General features: G+C 47.5%; 14 protein-coding genes. 6 read left to right on the top strand and 8 right to left on the bottom strand.

What is annotated here, in order from left to right:
- Nucleotides 1-328 precede the first annotated feature (328 nt).
- From F569_RS15815 to cysG, 4 genes are read right to left on the bottom strand one after another with little or no spacing between them, the layout of a single operon-like run.
- Nucleotides 329-1,516, bottom strand: coding sequence for a phosphoadenylyl-sulfate reductase (locus F569_RS15815; protein ID WP_084168678.1), 1,188 nt, complete (start codon nucleotides 1,514-1,516; stop codon nucleotides 329-331).
- Entirely contained in the window at nucleotides 1,506-3,158 is a 1,653-nt protein-coding gene (locus F569_RS0100540) for a nitrite/sulfite reductase (protein ID WP_026940575.1), read from the bottom strand. The genes F569_RS15815 and F569_RS0100540 overlap by 11 nt, the downstream gene beginning before the upstream one ends.
- Nucleotides 3,158-3,478: a DUF2849 domain-containing protein gene (locus F569_RS15810; RefSeq protein ID WP_051279031.1), complete on the bottom strand. Its 321-nt coding sequence runs from the start codon at nucleotides 3,476-3,478 to the stop codon at nucleotides 3,158-3,160. Before F569_RS15810 ends, F569_RS0100540 begins: the two co-directional genes overlap by 1 nt.
- The gene (cysG, locus tag F569_RS15805) at nucleotides 3,475-4,863 is read right to left on the bottom strand and encodes a siroheme synthase CysG (protein ID WP_034386981.1); all 1,389 of its coding nucleotides are present in this window, start codon (nucleotides 4,861-4,863) and stop codon (nucleotides 3,475-3,477) included. The genes F569_RS15810 and cysG overlap by 4 nt, the downstream gene beginning before the upstream one ends.
- A 99-nt stretch (nucleotides 4,864-4,962) precedes the next feature.
- On the opposite strand from cysG, the gene F569_RS0100525 reads away from it, so the two are divergent.
- From F569_RS0100525 to F569_RS0100515, 3 genes are read left to right on the top strand one after another with little or no spacing between them, the layout of a single operon-like run.
- On the top strand, nucleotides 4,963-5,577 hold the full coding sequence (locus F569_RS0100525; RefSeq protein ID WP_026940574.1) for an XRE family transcriptional regulator: 615 nt from the start codon (nucleotides 4,963-4,965) through the stop codon (nucleotides 5,575-5,577).
- Nucleotides 5,578-5,628: 51 nt separating this feature from the next.
- Nucleotides 5,629-6,984 carry a threonine synthase gene (gene thrC, locus F569_RS0100520; protein WP_026940573.1) on the top strand — a complete coding sequence of 452 codons (1,356 nt, stop codon included), beginning with the start codon at nucleotides 5,629-5,631 and terminating at the stop codon, nucleotides 6,982-6,984.
- Complete coding sequence (locus F569_RS0100515) at nucleotides 6,981-7,625, top strand: shikimate kinase (RefSeq protein WP_026940572.1); 645 nt, start codon at nucleotides 6,981-6,983, stop codon at nucleotides 7,623-7,625. The genes thrC and F569_RS0100515 overlap by 4 nt, the downstream gene beginning before the upstream one ends.
- Here F569_RS0100515 and hemH read toward each other — a convergent pair.
- Nucleotides 7,608-8,594: a ferrochelatase gene (gene hemH / locus F569_RS0100510; RefSeq protein ID WP_026940571.1), complete on the bottom strand. Its 987-nt coding sequence runs from the start codon at nucleotides 8,592-8,594 to the stop codon at nucleotides 7,608-7,610. The genes F569_RS0100515 and hemH overlap by 18 nt on opposite strands.
- 127 nt (nucleotides 8,595-8,721) lie before the next feature.
- Here hemH and F569_RS0100505 point away from each other — a divergent pair, with 127 nt between their 5' ends.
- Both F569_RS0100505 and F569_RS0100500 read left to right on the top strand, forming a co-directional pair.
- Nucleotides 8,722-10,617: a M2 family metallopeptidase gene (locus F569_RS0100505; protein ID WP_026940570.1), complete on the top strand. Its 1,896-nt coding sequence runs from the start codon at nucleotides 8,722-8,724 to the stop codon at nucleotides 10,615-10,617.
- A gap of 157 nt (nucleotides 10,618-10,774) precedes the next feature.
- Complete coding sequence (locus tag F569_RS0100500; RefSeq protein ID WP_162143705.1) at nucleotides 10,775-12,109, top strand: GGDEF domain-containing protein; 1,335 nt, start codon at nucleotides 10,775-10,777, stop codon at nucleotides 12,107-12,109.
- Here the strand turns inward: F569_RS0100500 and mfd are convergent, their stop codons facing one another.
- Complete coding sequence (gene mfd, locus F569_RS0100495; protein WP_051279029.1) at nucleotides 12,110-15,583, bottom strand: transcription-repair coupling factor; 3,474 nt, start codon at nucleotides 15,581-15,583, stop codon at nucleotides 12,110-12,112.
- Complete coding sequence (locus F569_RS0100490) at nucleotides 15,584-15,838, bottom strand: FAD assembly factor SdhE (protein WP_026940567.1); 255 nt, start codon at nucleotides 15,836-15,838, stop codon at nucleotides 15,584-15,586.
- A gap of 72 nt (nucleotides 15,839-15,910) precedes the next feature.
- On the opposite strand from F569_RS0100490, the gene recG reads away from it, so the two are divergent.
- Entirely contained in the window at nucleotides 15,911-17,992 is a 2,082-nt protein-coding gene (recG, locus tag F569_RS0100485; RefSeq protein ID WP_026940566.1) for an ATP-dependent DNA helicase RecG, read from the top strand.
- Here recG and F569_RS15800 read toward each other — a convergent pair.
- Nucleotides 17,976-18,710, bottom strand: a complete 735-nt coding sequence (locus F569_RS15800; RefSeq protein ID WP_162143704.1) for a DUF502 domain-containing protein — start codon at nucleotides 18,708-18,710, stop codon at nucleotides 17,976-17,978. The genes recG and F569_RS15800 overlap by 17 nt on opposite strands.
- Nucleotides 18,711-18,761 lie beyond the last annotated feature (51 nt).

Here is an 18,761-nt window from a genome sequence, read left to right as displayed (position 1 = left end):
CGTAGCGACGCACGTTTTCATTCCTTTTATCGATAAACAATCTCAACTTAATTTCGTCATCTTTCTTGTAATTACTTTGCGATGGAGCTTTGACTTTAATAAATTTTCCGTTCTTAAGTTGCACTACATAATAAGGAGTGGAACCATATGTGCTTTGCGAAATCGTCAATCTCTCGACAGTTCCCGTTATGCTCTTTTGTTCTTCCCACTTAAACCACGGAAAAAACATCAAGCTGAGAAAAATGAAAAGCAAAGCAGCCGCTATCAAGCTGCTGATATTTTTTACTTTTTCACTTACTCGCGACATACCTCGATTGTAAGGTTTAGGCTAAAAAACTTCAAACGTCTTCTTCTCCGGCACCTGCACCCATTTTCCATCGATATAGTGAATACCGCATTCAGTCTTCTCGCTATTCCTCCAACGTCCTGCACGGGGGTCTTCTCCCTCTGCAACACGTGTTGTGCAAGGCTGGCATCCAATAGAGAGATAGCCTAGCGCTAACATAGGATGGGGCGGCAGGTCGTGTTTACGCATATATGCGGTCACGTCTTTTGCGGTCCAATAAGCCAGTGGGTTGACCTTGGCCATACGTCCACCGAGTTCTAAAATCGGCATATTGGCGCGGTCCCGCGTTTGGTAGCGCTTACGGCCTGTAATACGCGCATCATATCCCTCTAGAACACGGTCAAGCGGGCGAACCTTTCGCAGATTACAGCACATATCCGGTTCGCTTTGGTTAAGCATACCATCTGCATCCTCGGCTTTGACTTCTTTCGCATCAGGTCGAATATTTTGAAAATTCGTCAACCCTAAATCTTCAATCAACATGTCGCGATAAGCCAGCGTCTCACGAAAATGTTTACCTGTATCAAGAAACACAATCGGTAAATCTGGGTCTATTTTTGATACCATGTGCAGCATGACAGCAGAGTCAGCTCCTAATGAAGAGGCCAAAACGATCTTGCCGTCGTAGTGTATGATGGCTTGTCGCAAAGCCGTTTCGGCTGAAACGCCGTGATAAGGGTCGTCAGAATTTGCGGCAACGCGAGAGGTTTTGCGTGCATCAAAAACGGAAAGCGCCGGACCTTGTTTAAAAGCATAGCCGCGTTGATAGGTCAGGCCAAAAGAGTCCATGGCGTTAAACCAATCACTTTCTGTTTGCCGCGCGAATGTCTCCTCATCAACTTCTATGGCATCAAAGCCGCATTGCAACGCAAAGGCATATTGGTCAGGGATGAGCGGACCTTCGGCAATTAACAATTTCTCATAGCCATATTTTTTACGGAGCTCTCGCGCTATGGAAAAGCCGCGACCATCTGTAAAGGCGGGAAAATCAACAAGGATTGTTTTCAGATTAGACAAGCGTAACTTCACTGTCTCTAAATCAACGTCATTTGGGAGCCGCACAGCGTCGCCGCTATTTGAGCTCAGGAAATCTTCAAGAGCCGGAACATCATCATAATCGTCGCCAGATTGCGAGTGGCCGTCTTTTATCAAAACTGAATTAAGCGGCATAAAGCGCCTCCTTAAACGGAGCCATGCCAAGCCGGTTGAAGCTATCGATGAAGCGTTCTTCGTCTTCGCGGACTTCGAGGTAATAATCGACAAGACGCTCTATGCCATCGACAAGTTCTTCCTGACTGAAGCCTGGCCCGGTCACTTTGCCCACTGCTGCGTTCTCAGAAGCATCACCCCCTAGCTTGACTTGATAAAATTCAACGCCCGCTTTTTCGAGCCCGAGTATGCCAATATGTCCAACATGGTGATGCCCACAAGCATTGATGCAGCCTGAAATTTTAATCTGCATTTCACCGATGGCGCGTTGCCGCGCAGGGTCAGAAAAACGCTGCGCAATGGCTTGCGAAACTGGAATAGACCGAGCTGTCGCCAGAGCACAAAAATCCATTCCTGGGCAGCAAATGATGTCGGAAATCAGGCCGATATTATCGGCGGCCAGCTTAACTTTCTTAAGTTCCTCATAAAGCGCATATAGGTCAGATTTTTTAACATGAGGTAGAACTATATTCTGCTGATGAGTCGTGCGAATTTCACTGAATGAATATTCATCCGCAAGATCAGCGACAGCCCGCATTTGCTCCGCAGTAATATCACCCGGCGCAAGGTCGAGCGGTTTAAGGGAGATATTGACGATGGCGTAACCGTCCTGCTTGTGCTCCGCTAGGTTATTTTCTGCCCAAAGCGCAAAGTCTTTATCATCAAGCAATTTAGCTTTGTAACTATCGTTATGAGCCGGCAGTTTTTCAAATTCAGGGTCTGCAAAGTAAGCGGTAATACGCGCGACTTCTTCAGGTGAAACCGCTATATCGAGAGGTTCTAACGTCGCATATTCGTCTTCGACTTGCTTCGTGAACTCTTCGATACCTGTTTCAGTAACCAAGATTTTAATACGCGCCTTATATTTATTATCCCGGCGTCCATATCGGTTATAAACACGCAATGTCGCTTCGAGATATGGGAGCAATTCTTCACGCGGTAGGAACGCGCGTAGCGTTTGGCCGATGATCGGCGTGCGACCTAAACCTCCGCCAACTATAATATGATAACCCACTTCACCCGCCTCATTTTTAACGATCTCGATTCCGATATCATGCGCACGAATAACAGCTCGGTCTGTCTTGGATGCGACCACGGCAATTTTGAACTTACGGGGTAAGAACGCAAATTCAGGGTGGAGTGTTGACCATTGGCGCAGTAATTCTGCGGTCGGACGTGGGTCTTCGATTTCTTCAGCTGTTGCCCCTGCATAGGGATCAGATGTCACATTGCGAATACAATTGCCTGATGTCTGGAAGCCATGCATTTCGACATCTGCTAGATCCTGGAGGATGTCGGGCACATCGGTGAGCTCTGGCCAGTTAAACTGCACATTCTGGCGCGTTGTGATGTGACCGTAACCTCGGTCATATTTATCCGCTATCATGGCAAGCTGCCGCATCTGTTTCGAAGACAGAGTTCCATATGGCACTGCCACGCGCAGCATGTAAGCATGGAGCTGTAGGTAAAGACCATTCATGAGGCGAAGTGGTCTGAATTGTGCCTCTGTTAAACGTCCATCCAATCGGCGCTCTACTTGCGCCGTAAATTGCTTTACCCGAGATTGAACAACCTCATGATCAAATTCATCGTAACGATACATTATTTAACTTTCTGCAGGCCGAGCTCGTCAGCGGTATCATAGCTCGGGCCCTTGACCCGAAATTTTTCACGGTAACGCACAGGCAGTCCTGTGTCGGGTTCCACATCGATGAAATAAACACCTACGACCAAGTTCTCATTTTCATCGGCCTCACCCTTAACCTGCATCTTTTCAATGACGCTTTCGTCTTCAGTTTGCAGCGCATCACTATATTTGCGTGACCAATTAAAATCTTCTGTCAGCCAGACATTCATGCCCTCGCGCAATTCATTAGCTGTCAAGCTCTGAGGACCTTTGCCCTTATGCTTCAAGGTACTCATTGAGCGGCCTCCGTTTTAAATGAATCTTCCGCGATTGATCTAGGCTTATATCCTAGAAGCAAAATCGCAGGGCCTTTAATTCCATTAGATTTAATATCTTCAGCAAGTCGTTCTAATGTCGTTGCGACAATAATCTGCGACTCCCGCGACGCATTTTCTACAACGGTAACTGGTAGGTCCTTTTCCGCACCATGCATCAGCAATCGCCCTTGAATAAAGCCTGACGCCCCAACACCCATATAGACAGCGGCACGAGCTCCGCCAGTGGCCAAACCTTTCCAATCATGTTCCGCAAAGCCCTTGGCATCATGTCCTGTCAGGAAAGAAACTGCTTTATTGTGTCCGCGCGTAGTGAGTGATGCGCCTATTTCGGCCGCAGCAGAGGCCGCAGAGGTTATACCTGGAACAATATCATAGGAAATGCCCGCGGTTTCCAACGCGTCGATCTCTTCATCTGCACGTCCAAAAATAAGCGGGTCACCACTTTTGAGGCGGATAACAGTGTCGCCGTCCAAAGCCTTCTTAATTATGATAGCATTTATTTCATCTTGCGGCGTCGATTTTCCGCCCGGCTCTTTACCCACATATATATATTCAGCTTCACGCCGTCCAAAATCGAGAACACCTTGACTGACGAGACGGTCATAGACGATGACATCAGCGCTATGCAGTTTTTGCCGCGCCGCCAAGGTTAGCAAATCAGGGTTACCGGGCCCGGCGCCAACGAGGGATACACCGCCAACTTTACGCTTATTATGGCCCTCGAGCTTATCTTCGACGCGTTGCGTCAAGCCTTCCCCTGAGACGCGCAACTGACTGACCAAGTCTTTACCGTCAAAAATATCGGCCCAAAAAAGCTGGCGTCTGGCCAAACTTGGAATTGCGGCTTTAACTCTTGCACGAAGGTCGTTGATGATAAGAGCTAAGGTTCCAAGACCTGATGGAAGTCGCGCTTCTAGATCAGTTTTGACGGCTCGAGCAAGGCTAGGGCTTGTCCCCTCGGTCCCGATAGAAACGATAACGGGGCTGCGATCCACCAAAGCTGGCGTGATAAAATCGCAAGCCTCTTTCTGGTCGGCAGCATTGACTAGGAGCCCTTTTGAGCGGGCTAAGTCGCCAATTTCTAAATTAAGTTCATCATCTTCAGTAGCCGCATAGACAAGGCGAATGCCCTCTAAGTCTGAAGCTTGAAAGTCACGCGATGAGTGCTTTAACAAGCCTTTATCCAACCAACGGGTAATTTCAGGGCTAATTTCTGGAGCGACCACATGGAGGTGAGCGTCTGATTTAATCAGCGTTCTGAGCTTCGCTTCAGCAGCCCCCTCACCGCCCACAATCAATATTTGTGCATCTTTGGTATCAACATGTATCGGTAAATATCGCATTTTCGGGCCGCGCTTACTGTTCGCTTGATTTGTCTTTGCGTTCTATATATAGAACAGTTAGGAATAATCCAGACCCATCGTGTAAATAATTTGTGAGATATGGCCAGACAAAAACGACAACCCTGCGCCCAAACTGATGCCTTAGGTGAAAAACTAGGACAAACCATATTGCGGCTCCGCACAGCTGACAAAATGTCCCTCGGCGATTTATCGGAAAGCTCCGGTGTCGCTAAATCAATGATTTCTCAGATCGAAAAGAATGAAGCTAATCCTTCGCTTGCAACTCTGTCGCGCTTAAGCCAAGCCCTCGGAACAAGTGTGCAAGCTATTGTGTCCAGCGGAAACAGTGGATCAGCACTGGTCCAAAAATCTGCTATTCAAGATACCCCGCTTTTACAAAGTGAAGACGGCCTGTGTGAACTACGTATCATCGGCTCCATTGATACTGTTCAATGGGTACAATGGTATGACTTTCGTGCAAAACCTCATGGAATACTCGAAAGCTCTGCTCATCCTGAGGGCTCCGTAGAAAACCTGACTATACTGTCGGGTGAAGCCGAAGTTAGGGTCGAAGGCGAGCGTTGGACAGTAAAGTCCGGCGAGACTTTACGTTACAAAGCTGATCGAACTCACAGCATAAAAAACGCGGGTGAAGTTCCTCTGCATGCTACCATGGTCAATATATTAGCTCATGCCGTGCGAACGGTAAGTTAGAGGCGTCAGCTTACCCTTGCAAAATAGGCTATTTTCGCTAATGAGCGCCTCATGAATTACCATTCTCATTCTGACCCGAAAATTACGGCAAGTTTTGGCGATGCTTTATTAGCGAGCCTTGCGCCCGATGGCGGGTTGTGGATGCCGGATGAAATAAACAGTTTTTCTCCTCAAGAGACAGCTAAGCTCGGCGCTATGAGTTTTGGAGATTGCGCAGCTGAGCTTGCAAGGCATTTTGTGGATGATCGTTTTTCTAATGAAGATTTGAAGGCCATCTGCCGCGACGCTTATAGTTTTCCAGTTCCGCTCGTCACATTAGACGGCGAGAAACTGGACTCAGCCACACCTGAAATCGCACGGGATTATATCCTTGAGCTTTTTCATGGCCCTACTTTGGCCTTTAAGGATTTTGCGGCGAGATTTATGGGACGGGCTGCAAGCCATATTATGAGTAAGACGGCTGATAAACGCACCATACTCGTCGCTACGTCCGGTGATACAGGCGGAGCTATAGGAGATGCCTTTTTAGGCCAAGACGGGATAAATGTTTTCATACTATTTCCAAAAGGCGGTGTCAGTAAAATACAGGAACAGCAGCTTTGCACGATGGGTAAAGCGGGCTCCAATGTGAAAGCGATTTCTATCGACGGCACATTCGACGACTGTCAGCAATTAGTAAAAGACGCATTCGCCAATCAAGACATGACAGAGCGTTATTCTCTCATGTCCGCCAATTCTATAAATGTCGGTCGAGTTATTCCGCAGAGCTTTTACTATTTTTGGACAAGCCTGCAGCTAAAGGCCGCCCATCCCGGAGTTCCCATTGTCTATTCCATTCCATCCGGAAATTTAGGCAACTTAACCGGAGGGCTAATCGCCAAAAAAATGGGCGCTCCCATTGAACGTTTTGTTATTGGTAATAACACAAATGACCCTTTTGTAGACTATCTTGGAACTGGCGAGTATACGCCTCGCCCTTCAGTTCCGACATTATCGAATGCTATGGATATTGGCCGTCCGAATAATTTCCCTCGTATCCTAGACTTATATGACAATGACTATAACTCTGTATCTGAGGTCTGTTGGGGGGCGTCTTTTTCAGATGAAGAAACAGAACGCCATATGCGCCGTATATTCAGCGCAAGTGGCTACGTTATGTGCCCACATACAGCTGTGGGCCACCTCGCGATGGAAGCCTTTTCTGAGGACGTAGATTTGGACTTTGTGAAAGTCGTTGTCGGCACGGCCCATCCCGCTAAATTTGCTGATAGCGTCGAGCGCATCATACGCGAAGATGTACCACTTCCTAAACCGCTTGAAAAAGCAATGCGCAAGAAAAAACGGTTCCATATCATGTCGCCATCTTTACAGGCCTTAGACGCGTACTTGGCCATCCACGCAGAATGAAACTCACCCGCCAGGAATTTGACGACAAATATGCGGAAGGTCGGCTAAAACTTGCTTTCATCGGAATGTCAAACATTGGTAAAAGCTACACCGCCATGCGGCTCGCAGTGCGATATGACTTCAATCTCATAGAAGTAGATAAAATCATTTGGGAAAACCTTGGCCATGACAGCATGGAAGCCTTTGCACAGTGGCAAGGGCATCCATACACAAAAGGATATGCGGAGAGAGAAGCTGAGTCGATTGCGCTTGAAACGCGTGCAACGCGAGAAGCTCTGCAAACAACGGTTCAAAACCCGATGATTGATACAACGGGAAGCGTGATTTACACCGATGAAACCGTTTTAAACACGCTTCGTAAAGAATTTTACATCGTCTATATCGAGGCGAAACTGGAACATCTTGAGCGCTTGAAAACACAATATTTTAAACAGCCCAAACCTTTAATTTGGGCAGGGCATTACAAAAAAATAGACGGCAAATCGAAAACAGACAGCATCTTAGACGCTTATCCTAACTTATTGATATCACGCGGTAAGTCATATGCTAAGCTAGCCGACATAACTCTGACATCTACAATGATTTTAGATCCAGATGTAACTATTGAAACGATATTCAGCGCTCTAAAGCCAGCCCTTTAACAAGTTTTCTCTCGCTATGGCGGCTAGAAAATCAAGATGCTCAGGGTCGTCGTTCAGGCAAGGCACAGCGGTAAACTTTTCTCCACCATGCTCTTCGAATGTTTCGTGGGCCTCGAGAGCGATTTCTTCAAGTGTCTCAAGACAATCTGCTGAAAACCCCGGCATCATAACAGCAACTTTTTTCATGCCTTCGCTTGGCAACTTCTCAAGCGTGTTATCGGTATAAGGCTGAAGCCAAGCTTTAGGTCCAAAGCGTGATTGAAATGTCGTGCGCATATCGGCATGGCTCATATTTAAATGAGCGCGTAACAAATCCGTCGTATGAATGCATTCTGCCTGATATGGATCGCCCTTATCAACATAGCTTTGAGGCAATCCATGATATGATGTCATAATTACATCAGGTGTCCAGTCCAATGTCTTAAGATGAGATTTAAGCCCTTCCCCTAATGCTTTTATGTAACGAGGGTCATCGTGATAATCCCTCAAATACCGCAATTCAGGAACATCCATTCGCCTCGTCAGAGCCTTAGCGACACCATCATATACAGAGGCCGTGGTAGCCCCTGCAAATTGCGGATACATCGGAAGTATAGCGATGCGTCTACAGCCTTTGGCCTTTAGCGCGTCAAGCGCACTCCCGATGGATGGGTTCCCATATCTCATGGCGATATCAACATGAACATCTTCGCCCAAACGCTCCGCTATACCCTTTGCCTGAGCGCGAGTAATGGCCACGAGGGGTGCTTCAGCGCCCTCTTCCCCCCAGACCTTAGCGTAGGCTTTAGCTGAGCGTGCGGGACGTGTGCGCAAAATAATAAAATGCAGAATCGGGCACCATATCCATCGGCTCGTATCAATAACGCGCTTATCGTGGAGGAACTGAAATAGATATTTACGTACCGCTTTTGTAGTAGGAGCATCAGGAGATCCTAAATTTACGAGTAAAAGCCCGGGTTTATCCGTCATTCTGTGTCCTTTTAGCCATAGGGCTTCTAAATTCGGCGCGTTAAATGCTGTCCTATCTTGACCGCACGTCAGCAGTGCTTACGAATAGTATAGTATCTAGGGATTGAATATAAAATAAGAGGATATCATGCGCAAAGTTTTACTCACCGCAGCAAGTCTGGCTGCATTAGGACTCGCCTCATGCCAACCGGCATCAACCGAGCCTAATACGGCCGAAGCAGAAAAGCCGACGAAAGCTGTCGAAGCACTGACAGCCGCTGCAAATGCTGGGCAGGAAAATGGCGCGCCGACTCTTCAGGAAGCAAAAGAATTTCTTGAGCAGGCCGAAAAAGATATCATAGAGCTGAGCGGGTTCGCAGCAAAAGTCTATTGGATCCAAGCTAACTTTATCACACAAGATACAAATGCTCTTGCTGCGATGGCCGGCGCGCAAGGCGCGAAACTTTCAACGCGATTGGCAAATGAAGCAAAGCGGTTCAACGAGCTTTCACTTCCCGCCGATATGCGGCGAAAAATGGATGGCCTGAAGCGCGGCAGTAACTTCCCTGCCCCAGAAAAGGATGGCGCAGCAGAAAAGCTTGCAAAAATCATGACGGGTCTAGAAGCCACGTATGGAACGGGCAAATTTGAACACAATGGCGAAATTATAAACCTTGGGCAAGCATCCGACATCATAGCCACATCACGCAATCCCGAAGAACTTCAATCCGTTTGGGAAGGCTGGAGAACGATATCACCGCCTATGAGGAATGATTATGCCAAAATGGTCGATATTGTGAATGAGGGCTCGCGGGAGCTTGGCTATGCCGATGCTGGCGCTCTATGGCGAGGTGGTTACGATATGGACGGAGAAGCCTTTGTGAAAGAAGCAGACCGTCTTTGGGGACAAGTTAAACCGCTTTATGATCAGCTTCATTGCAATACGCGGGCGGCCCTGAATGAAAAATACGGGGATGACATTCAACCTGCTGATGCACCTATTCGTGCTGACCTGCTTGGAAATATGTGGGGGCAAAGTTGGGGGAACATTTACGACATGGTGGCACCTAAAGGCGGCGGCGAAGGTGTGGATATTACCGCACTTCTGAAGGAGAACGACTATGATCAGAAGAAAATGGTTGAAGTCGCCGAAACATTTTTCACATCCCTTGGATTTGAAGCTCTTCCCGAAACATTCTGGGAGCGATCACTCATCACAAAACCCGAAGACCGAGAAGTCGTCTGTCATGCCTCGGCTTGGAACCTAGACGATCTTGAGGACATCCGCATAAAAATGTGCACCAAAATAAATGGTGAGGATTTTGTTACAGTCCATCATGAGCTTGGCCATAATTTCTATCAACGCGCCTATAAAGACCAACCCGTCTTTTATAAGACTGGTGCGAATGATGGTTTCCATGAGGCTATTGGCGATATGATTGCGCTCTCGATCACGCCAGAATATCTCGTAAAAATTGGATTGCTTGATGAGAAAGACATCCCGGGAGCAGATGCTGATCTTGCACTTCTTATGCGTCAAGCTATGGATAAAGTGGCATTTCTTCCGTTCGGCCTAATGGTGGATCAATGGCGGTGGAAGGTCTTTTCCGGAGAGTATAGCGAAAGCGAATATAACTCAGGCTGGTGGGAGCTACGCGAAAAGTATCAGGGTCTTCGTCATCCCGGCGAAACACGCCCTGGCGATGCATTTGATCCAGGCGCTAAATTCCATATTCCGGGCAATACGCCATACATGCGATATTTTCTTGCTCACATTCTGCAATTCCAATTTCATAAAGCCGCTTGTGATATGGCCGGATTTGAAGGTCCACTCCATCAATGTTCAATTTATGACAATAAAGAAGTAGGTCGTCGCTTTAACGCCATGATGGAGATGGGTGCGTCTAAGCCATGGCCTGATGCTCTGGAAGCTTTTACAGGCACGCGCGATATGGATGGATCTGCTATTTTAGAATATTTTGCGCCTCTCATGACCTATTTGGAAGAGCAAAACAAAGACAGAAGTTGTGGTTGGTCAAAATAACCCACTTATGCAGTAGCACATTATAAAAACAAGGCCCGCTTAATGTAAATTAAGTGGGTTTTTTATTATAGTTAACGGCTCGGAAAGAACTTGTCGTTTAATTTATCACATGGTTATGCACAGCGATTCTCCTGCATTAAATGTGGCACCCACAAAAATGACCGTTCTCATTGCTACGGATAATATGCATGAGTCCAGTTTTATTGGGGATTCACTTGCGAGTTTAGGCTATGAAATAAAATTCTGTGAATTTGACGGCAACACTCTCAAGGGAACGCCCGTTGCCGCTCCAAGTGCTGTGTTATTCGTCTTTACTGACTATATCGAGAAGACCCCTTTAATTATAAATGCCTTGAAAAGCCATTTTGCATCTAAAAACGTCCCCTTTATCGGTGCGTTAACACGTCCGGGAAATATAGACTCATCTATATTTGACAGCGTTATTTTCCCGCCAGCACACATTACACAAATTGCTAATCGCGTAAGCTCAATAATACGCTTGGGACAAATGGAGCGAGAGATTATTCGCCGCGTCGATACTCTCCGCGAGAGTTTTGATATTGATTACACATTGTCTGATGACGTCCTAAGTAATCCGTTTCGCATACTGTTTATTGGTAAGGCGACACCTGACTTCATGGTCATTATCAATTCATTGCAAAAAAAGAATGTGGAAGTCGTCGCCGCTTTCACATCATTTAGTGCTTTCGATTATTTACATGAACGCACATTTGATGCGGTTGTCATGAATGCGCTTCAGCAATCAGAACCCGCCCTGACTATTTCAGATACAATGCGCCGGAATGCTAGGCTTTTCCATGTTCCAACCCTATTTTTGGTGAATAAGGATACATTCCAAGACCATGATCTTGCTTACAAAAAAGGGGCGCGAGATATACTCTATTCAAATGCCGATACGCAAGAGATTAGCGGCCGCATACTGGAACTCGCAAATTATCACCGTATTCACGATCAACTCAAAACCGAATTCAGCGCCGTTGGCGGCGAGAAATGTATTGATACCCCCTCAGGGGTTTTTAATAAGGCGTTCTTTAAGGCTCATATGCATCGCGTCTGTGAAAACATGAAATCTGATCAAGAGCCTCTCGCCCTATTAGCTGTAAGCGTTAAACCTAATGCGCATTTTGAGGTGTCTGAGGAGAGAATATCAAACGCGATTTCTCAAGTCGGAACTATGCTTAAAAATCTTGTCAGGATGCAAGACATTACAGCACGGCTCGACGCAAACACATTTGCAATTGCCTTCCCGGGCCAAAACCATGCCTCTGTTTCGTCGGTTCTTAAGCGGATATCAGCCATCGTGGATTGCGCAGCTTTTGATTCGGGTGATAATGAAAATGGTGCCTTCACAGTATCGCTGGAGACGGCTCTGATTGATATGATGCCTCACGAAAATAGTGAAACGCTGATTGAAACGGCTCTTTCGGAGCTTAACGGCGAACCTGTTTCATTTACTAAAATAAGCGCTTAATCAACGTATCAAAGCCTTTACAGCACGTTCCACCCCTCTGAGACGTGTCATTGGGTTTTCGAAATTACCTTTGACCAAAATTGTTTGATCAGGCCTTAACCGCCATCCCGGATTTTTGGTAATCGCATTTAGTATAATTGACGGATCAGACACATCTTTATGACGCACCGTCAGTACGACGCCCATAGGGCCTGCATCTATCTTTTCAATATGCGCTTGTCGACATAAGCGTTTGATTTTCATGACTTTTAGTAACGAGTCCACTTCTTCGGGTAATTTTCCAAAACGGTCGATGAGCTCAGCGGCTAAGGCATCGCCTGCCGCGTCATCCTCAATTTCTGATATCCTGCGATAGGTCGCGAGCCTGAGGTTTAGGTCTTGAATATAGTTCTCGGGAATAAGAATTGCGACGCCCACATTGACTTGGGGTGACCAGCTTTGATCTTTATGTGTCTCGTCATTTCGAAGCTCCGCAACCGCTTCTTCAAGCATATGCTGGTACAGCTCCACGCCCAGATCTTTGATGTGGCCGGATTGCTCTTCGCCGAGCGGATTACCTCCGCCGCGCATATCTAGGTCATGACTAGCGAGCGTAAAGCCTGCGCCCAATGTATCAAGCGATTGCAATATCTTGAGGCGCTGTTGAGCGCCTTGCGTGGCAAGGTGCGCTTCAGGCATTGTAAGATAGGCATAAGCCCTTACCTTGGATCGCCCCACCCTACCGCGCATCTGATAGAGCTGCGCGAGGCCAAAGCGATCAGCCCTGTAAACAATCATGGTATTGGCAGACGGGATATCAATTCCGCTTTCAATGATAGAGGTCGAAATTAGCACATCATATTGTCCGTCATAAAAGGCGGTCATAATATCTTCGAGCGCGCCCGGTACCATCTGTCCATGTGCAATCACATATTTCACTTCGGGCACGGATTCGCGCATAAACTCTTCAATGCGGGGGATGTCAGCAATTCGGGGTGCCACAAAGAAGGATTGTCCGCCGCGATAACGCTCCCGCAAGATTGCTTTGCGAATAGACACCTCATCAAATGGCGAGACATAGGTTCGAACCGCAAGGCGATCGACAGGCGGGGTTGCAATAAGCGAAAGGTCACGAATGCCTGACAGCGCCATTTGTAAGGTCCGCGGGATTGGCGTCGCCGTAAGAGTTAGTACATGCATATCTGCGCGCAATGATTTCAGACGCTCTTTGTGCTGTACACCAAAACGCTGTTCTTCATCCACGATTATCATGCCCAAATCAGAAAACTGGATCGACTTAGCCAATAATGCATGTGTTCCGACGACAATTTCACATTGCCCTTTGGAGAGCTCTTCTTTTGTGGCTTTGGCATCCTTAGCTGTAACTAAACGAGAGAGTTGCCTGACTTTAACAGGCCACCCTCTAAACCGCTCTGAAAAAGTTTTAAAATGCTGGCGTGATAAAATTGTCGTCGGAGCAACTATGGCAACTTGCTTACCGCTCATCGCCACAGCAAAGGCTGCCCGCAAAGCGACCTCTGTTTTACCAAAACCAACATCTCCGCAAATTAAGCGGTCCATCGGCTTTCCGCTGCGAAGATCGCCAAAGACGTCCTCTATAGCGCTGAGTTGGTCATTGGTTTCCGCATAAGGGAACCGCGCGCAAAACTCATTATAAGGCCCATCTTCAATGATGGTTGGCTCACATGTTCGCATAGCCCGCTTGGCCGCAATAACAATGAGTTCTCCCGCCATGTCTTTCAGTCGTTGTTTGGCTTTTGCCTTACGAGACTGCCAAGCCACGCCACCTAACTTATCAAGAACAGCCCCATCACCCGCTGAGCCATATCGGGAGAGCAGCTCAATATTCTCGACGGGCAAATAAAGCTTTGCGCCGCCATGATATTCTAGCTGTAGGCAATCATGAGGTGCATCTTGCACCTGTAACGTTTGAAGACCGAGATATCGGCCTAAACCATGGTCAATATGAATGATTAAGTCACCCGGCGTTAAGGCTGCCGCTTCTGATATAAAATTTTTGGCTTTTCGCTTGCGCCCGCGATTGACCAAACGGTCACCCAAAATATCTTGTTCTGAAATGACAGATAGATCACCGAAGGTAAAACCTTGCTCAATTGGCAGGATAACACGTCTTACCGTGCCGGGAGGAATCTTGAGCGCATCAGGGCCTCGTTTTTCTTGAGAGGCAATAAGATTGTGATCTTCGAGCACATTTCCAAGTCGCTCAGAAGACCCTTCAGTCCAGGCTGCAATCAGAATTTTCTTTTTCTCATTCTTTAATGTTCGGACATAGTCGACGACAGCTTCAAAGACATTTGCCCCTTCTGTGCGGCGTTCAATCGAAAAGTTGCGGCCTAACTTACCGCCGAAACCTACTTTGTTCTCAGCGTCCGGCGGGATAAAAGCTGTATGGTTTCGGATTTGAAGCGGCGCTGTAATCTCAACCCAGCTTTCATCTTCAAGATATAATCGATGGGTTGGCAATGGACGGTAAACACCCGCCGTTTTAGACGGATCACCTGAACCTGTGTCACGCGCCTCTACATATTCTTGGCGAGAACTATAAAAGTCCTCAATCAGGTCTCGGCGCTCAATACGCGCTTCTTCGAGCAATCCATCAAAGGCGATAAGAGTGTCTGGCCCCGCATAATCAAAAATGGTTTCAACCTGTGAATAGAATAGCGGCAAATAATGCTCTATCCCTTGCGGGCGGATACCCTCCACAACCGACGCATAGATGGGGTCTTTACTGACGCCGCCGCCAAAAGCGGCAATATAATTTTTCCGAAATGTCGCTACAGCGAGATCAGACATCAGAACTTCACTTACGGGCGCGAGTTGAACCTGCTTTAACTTTTCAGTTGTCCGCTGCGTTTCAACATCAAAAGCACGAATAGATTCGAGCTCATCCCCAAAGAAATCTAGCCTTATCGGGCTTTCCAATGCAGGCGGAAATATATCTATCAATCCGCCGCGAATAGCAAAATCCCCTGCCTCCATCACGGTTGAGGCACGTGAATAACCATTGTCAGACAGATAAGATTCAAGCACTTCCCGCCTAAGCTGCTGTCCAACCGCAGCGTGAAATCCAGCACCGGCAATAACAGAGCGCGGGGCAACTTTTTGCGTAGCCGCACTAATGGTCGTAACAATAATAATAGGTTGATCAATTGGGGCGATTAATAAGCTATGCAAGGCCGCTGCGCGCCTAGCTGCCAAAGTACGGCTAGGAGACACACGGTCATATGGAAGGCAATCCCAAGACGGGAGAGATAAAACAGGTATGTCAGGCGCGAAAAATCGGCAAGCGGCTATAAATCCTGATGCCCGCGTATCATCACGCGCGATAAACATGGCGCGTCCGCTACGCTGCCGTACAGCCCTCGTGAAGACGAGCGCATCAGCACCTTCGGGCAGTCCAGCCGCAATAAGGTCAAGCTCACGGCTTGCATATCGGTTAAGCTGAATTTGCACTTAGGGAACGGGTTTGAACTTACGCAGACGGTCCAGAAGTGGCGTATCATAATTAGCGGGAACAGGACTTTTTCCTGCAACCCAATCATAAATATCATGATCCTTTGCGCTTAACAGGTCTTCAAACTGGAGAACTTCTTCCTCAGTGAGGCTTTCAATATGAGCCTTGGCAAAACCGCCCAATATCATATCAGCTTCTTTGAAGCCTCTATAATTCGCGCGATAAACCAGTCTTTTTCGTCTTGCATCTAACATAGCCGCACTCCTTAACTATATTCGTTTGGACTGTCACTTGCGATTGCGCAAAACTTAGGAAATATTACATTTATGCGCCCTCAAGCCCTCTTTCCTGTTTTTGCAGATGTTACGACGTTAAAAGGTGTCGGGCCCCGCGTCTCTGAGGCCTTGGGACGCGCTATGGGAACACGCATTAAAGACTTACTCCTGACCCCGCCCAACGGCCTAATTGATCGCAGTCACAGTCCCAAAATATCTGAGGCAACAACAGACGAAATGTGCACTTTCAGAGTGACTGTCGGCACTCATATAGCCCCAAGCAACCGCAATCGCCCTTACCGTATTCGTGTTTTTGATGAGACAGGGGATATGACACTTACTTTTTTCAAGGCCCGTGGTGACTATCTCAGGCGAGTACTCCCCGAAGGCGCAGAACGTATTATCTCTGGGAAAACGGAGGTGTTTAATGCGGAGCTGCAAATGACGCATCCGGATTATATTCTTTCACCTGAGAACGCAGATGACCTCCCGCTTTACGAAACGCTTTATCCGCTATCAGCAGGATTATCTCAAAAGGTGGCGCGCAAAGCTGTCATGGGCGCACTACAAAAATTACCGACCCTGCCGGAATGGCTTGATGATGCCATGCTGTCCCAACAGGATTGGCCGAGTTTTCATGAAGCCATAATACGCCTTCACGCACCAGAACACCCGGTTGATATTAAAGTTGATGCTCCGCCGCGTCTGAGGTTAGCATATGATGAACTTCTGGCCAAGCAACTCGCCATGGCACTGGTTAGGGAAAACACTCGCCGTGCCAAAGGGCGCCCCCTTATTGCGGCAGGCCAATATGTCGATGATTTACTCAAAGCCGCCCCCTTTGAGCCAACAGGTGCGCAGCGGCACGCCTTTGCTGAAATAAGCGCTGATATGACATCGCCTTTTCGTATGGCACGTCTGCTTCAGGGCGATGTCGGAGCCGGCAAGACATTTGTTGCCGCTATGGCTTGCGCACAAGCGGCAGAAGCTGGCGCGCAAGTTGCGATGATGGCCCCCACTGAAATCTTAGCCCGTCAACATGCACAAACTCTCAAAACTATGTTGGAACCTGTCGGCCTAACCGTGGAAGCGATAACGGGCCGCGATAAAGGCAAGCCCCGTCAAGCTTTGGCGACGGGACTCAAAGAAGGATATATTGATGTTGCTATAGGGACCCATGCCCTGTTCCAAGAGTCCGTCGAATTTAAAGACCTCGGCCTTGTTATTATTGATGAACAGCACCGTTTTGGTGTGCATGACCGCTTAAAGCTTACGGAGAAAGGATACAATCCAGACCTCTTGGTTATGACTGCGACTCCTATTCCCAGAACGCTTGCCCTTACGGCTTATGGGGATTTAGATGTCTCAAAACTGGACGAAAAGCCCGCGGGACGAAAGCCGATTGAAACGCGTATATTGCCTCTGCAGCGCCTTGATGATGTTATTGACGGCGTGGGTCGCGCTATAAAAAAAGGGGATCAAGTTTATTGGGTCTGTCCTTTGGTGGAGGATAGCGAACTTATTGATCTCTCATCCGTCGAAGATCGCCACCGTCAATTAACAGCTATTTTTGGTGATCGCGTTGGCTTGCTGCATGGGCGCTTATCCGCACAAGATAAAGAGGCGATGTCGCAGGCCTTTAAACGCGGTGACTATGATATCCTTGTGGCCACAACCGTCATTGAGGTCGGCGTTGATGCTCCAAATGCCACGATAATGGTGATAGAGCATGCGGAGCGCTTTGGACTGGCGCAACTTCATCAATTAAGAGGTCGCGTGGGGCGCGGGGACAAGCAATCAACGTGCCTTCTTATGTATAAAGGACCGCTTTCTGTTAATGGAAAAGCTCGGCTAGAAATCATGCGGCAAAGTGAAGATGGCTTCCTTATTGCTGAAAAAGATTGGGAGCTGCGCGGTTCGGGCGATTTGTTAGGGGCGCGGCAAAGCGGTCTTCCCAATTACAAACTCGCTGATTTGGATAAACATAAATCACTGTTAGAAACTGCTGTTCAGGACGCAAGATTACTCTCACAGATAGATCCTGGTCTCACAACACCGCGCGGTAAAGCCGCTAGGAACCTGCTCTATCTGTTTGAACAAGATTTTGGGATAGCTCTTATGAAGGCGGGGTGACTTTCAGCTTGCCTTGTTTTGCTAAAAGCTTTTGCATTTCAGGATCATCTGCATAGAGAGCCTCGTTTGATGACACCATACCCCCTGAAATAATCATCTTAGCTCCCTCCTCCGGCGTCATATCCAGAATTTGAATATCTGTTTCTTTGACAAAAAGTAAAAAGCCTGAGGTTGGGTTTGGCGTAGTGGGTACAAATACACAGACATAGCCTTTGGGGAGTTTTTCCGCAGGAGCACCTGACAAATCTGCAGTGACGAAGCCAACCGCATAAAGCCCTTTACGCGGATATTCGAGCAAGCATACATCTCGAAACGCACGGTCTTTTTGTTGAGCCACAGTCGTAACGATTTGCTTGAGAGCATTATAAACGGGTGATACCACAGGCACACGTGCCAAAAGCCGCTCTCCAGCTTTAATAACAGAATTTCCAATAAAGTTGGAGGCGATAACCCCCAATAAGAAAAGAAGTACAATCGAAATAATGAGGCCCAACCCCGGAATGTCAAATCCCAAATAGGTCTTCGGGTTTATAATACCTGGCAGAAATTTCAGGACGTTATTGTCTATTTTTTGCACAATCCACGAAACGCCTATGACTGTTGCAATTACAGGCAGGGCAATAATCACCCCTGTAAAAAAGCGGTTCCTGATCCAACGCACTAATTTAAAGCGAGATGTACTCTCACGCTTGGCGGCTTCAAACTCTTCATCGGTCATGGGCTGATCCATTAAAAACACGTCATGGGCGGCTTTCCACCCTATACGAAA

Origin of the sequence: Hellea balneolensis DSM 19091 (genome assembly GCF_000428525.1) — a bacterium.
Classification (GTDB): domain Bacteria; phylum Pseudomonadota; class Alphaproteobacteria; order Caulobacterales; family Maricaulaceae; genus Hellea; species Hellea balneolensis.
The sequence above is the reverse complement of the archived record's forward strand: the minus strand, read 5'-3'. Positions and strand labels throughout refer to the sequence as shown.

What these genes read in the sequence shown, in the direction of transcription:
- F569_RS0100505 (WP_026940570.1), top strand. Translation starts at nt 8,722, where the DNA reads ATGCGCAAAGTTTTACTCACCGCAGCAAGTCTGGCTGCATTAGGACTC.
- recG (WP_026940566.1), top strand. Translation starts at nt 15,911, where the DNA reads ATGCGCCCTCAAGCCCTCTTTCCTGTTTTTGCAGATGTTACGACGTTA.
- cysG (WP_034386981.1), bottom strand. Translation starts at nt 4,863, where the DNA reads ATGCGATATTTACCGATACATGTTGATACCAAAGATGCACAAATATTG.
- F569_RS0100500 (WP_162143705.1), top strand. Translation starts at nt 10,775, where the DNA reads ATGACCGTTCTCATTGCTACGGATAATATGCATGAGTCCAGTTTTATT.
- hemH (WP_026940571.1), bottom strand. Translation starts at nt 8,594, where the DNA reads ATGACGGATAAACCCGGGCTTTTACTCGTAAATTTAGGATCTCCTGAT.
- F569_RS15810 (WP_051279031.1), bottom strand. Translation starts at nt 3,478, where the DNA reads ATGAGTACCTTGAAGCATAAGGGCAAAGGTCCTCAGAGCTTGACAGCT.
- F569_RS0100525 (WP_026940574.1), top strand. Translation starts at nt 4,963, where the DNA reads ATGGCCAGACAAAAACGACAACCCTGCGCCCAAACTGATGCCTTAGGT.
- F569_RS0100490 (WP_026940567.1), bottom strand. Translation starts at nt 15,838, where the DNA reads ATGTTAGATGCAAGACGAAAAAGACTGGTTTATCGCGCGAATTATAGA.
- F569_RS0100515 (WP_026940572.1), top strand. Translation starts at nt 6,981, where the DNA reads ATGAAACTCACCCGCCAGGAATTTGACGACAAATATGCGGAAGGTCGG.
- thrC (WP_026940573.1), top strand. Translation starts at nt 5,629, where the DNA reads ATGAATTACCATTCTCATTCTGACCCGAAAATTACGGCAAGTTTTGGC.
- F569_RS0100540 (WP_026940575.1), bottom strand. Translation starts at nt 3,158, where the DNA reads ATGTATCGTTACGATGAATTTGATCATGAGGTTGTTCAATCTCGGGTA.
- F569_RS15815 (WP_084168678.1), bottom strand. Translation starts at nt 1,516, where the DNA reads ATGCCGCTTAATTCAGTTTTGATAAAAGACGGCCACTCGCAATCTGGC.
- F569_RS15800 (WP_162143704.1), bottom strand. Translation starts at nt 18,710, where the DNA reads ATGACCGATGAAGAGTTTGAAGCCGCCAAGCGTGAGAGTACATCTCGC.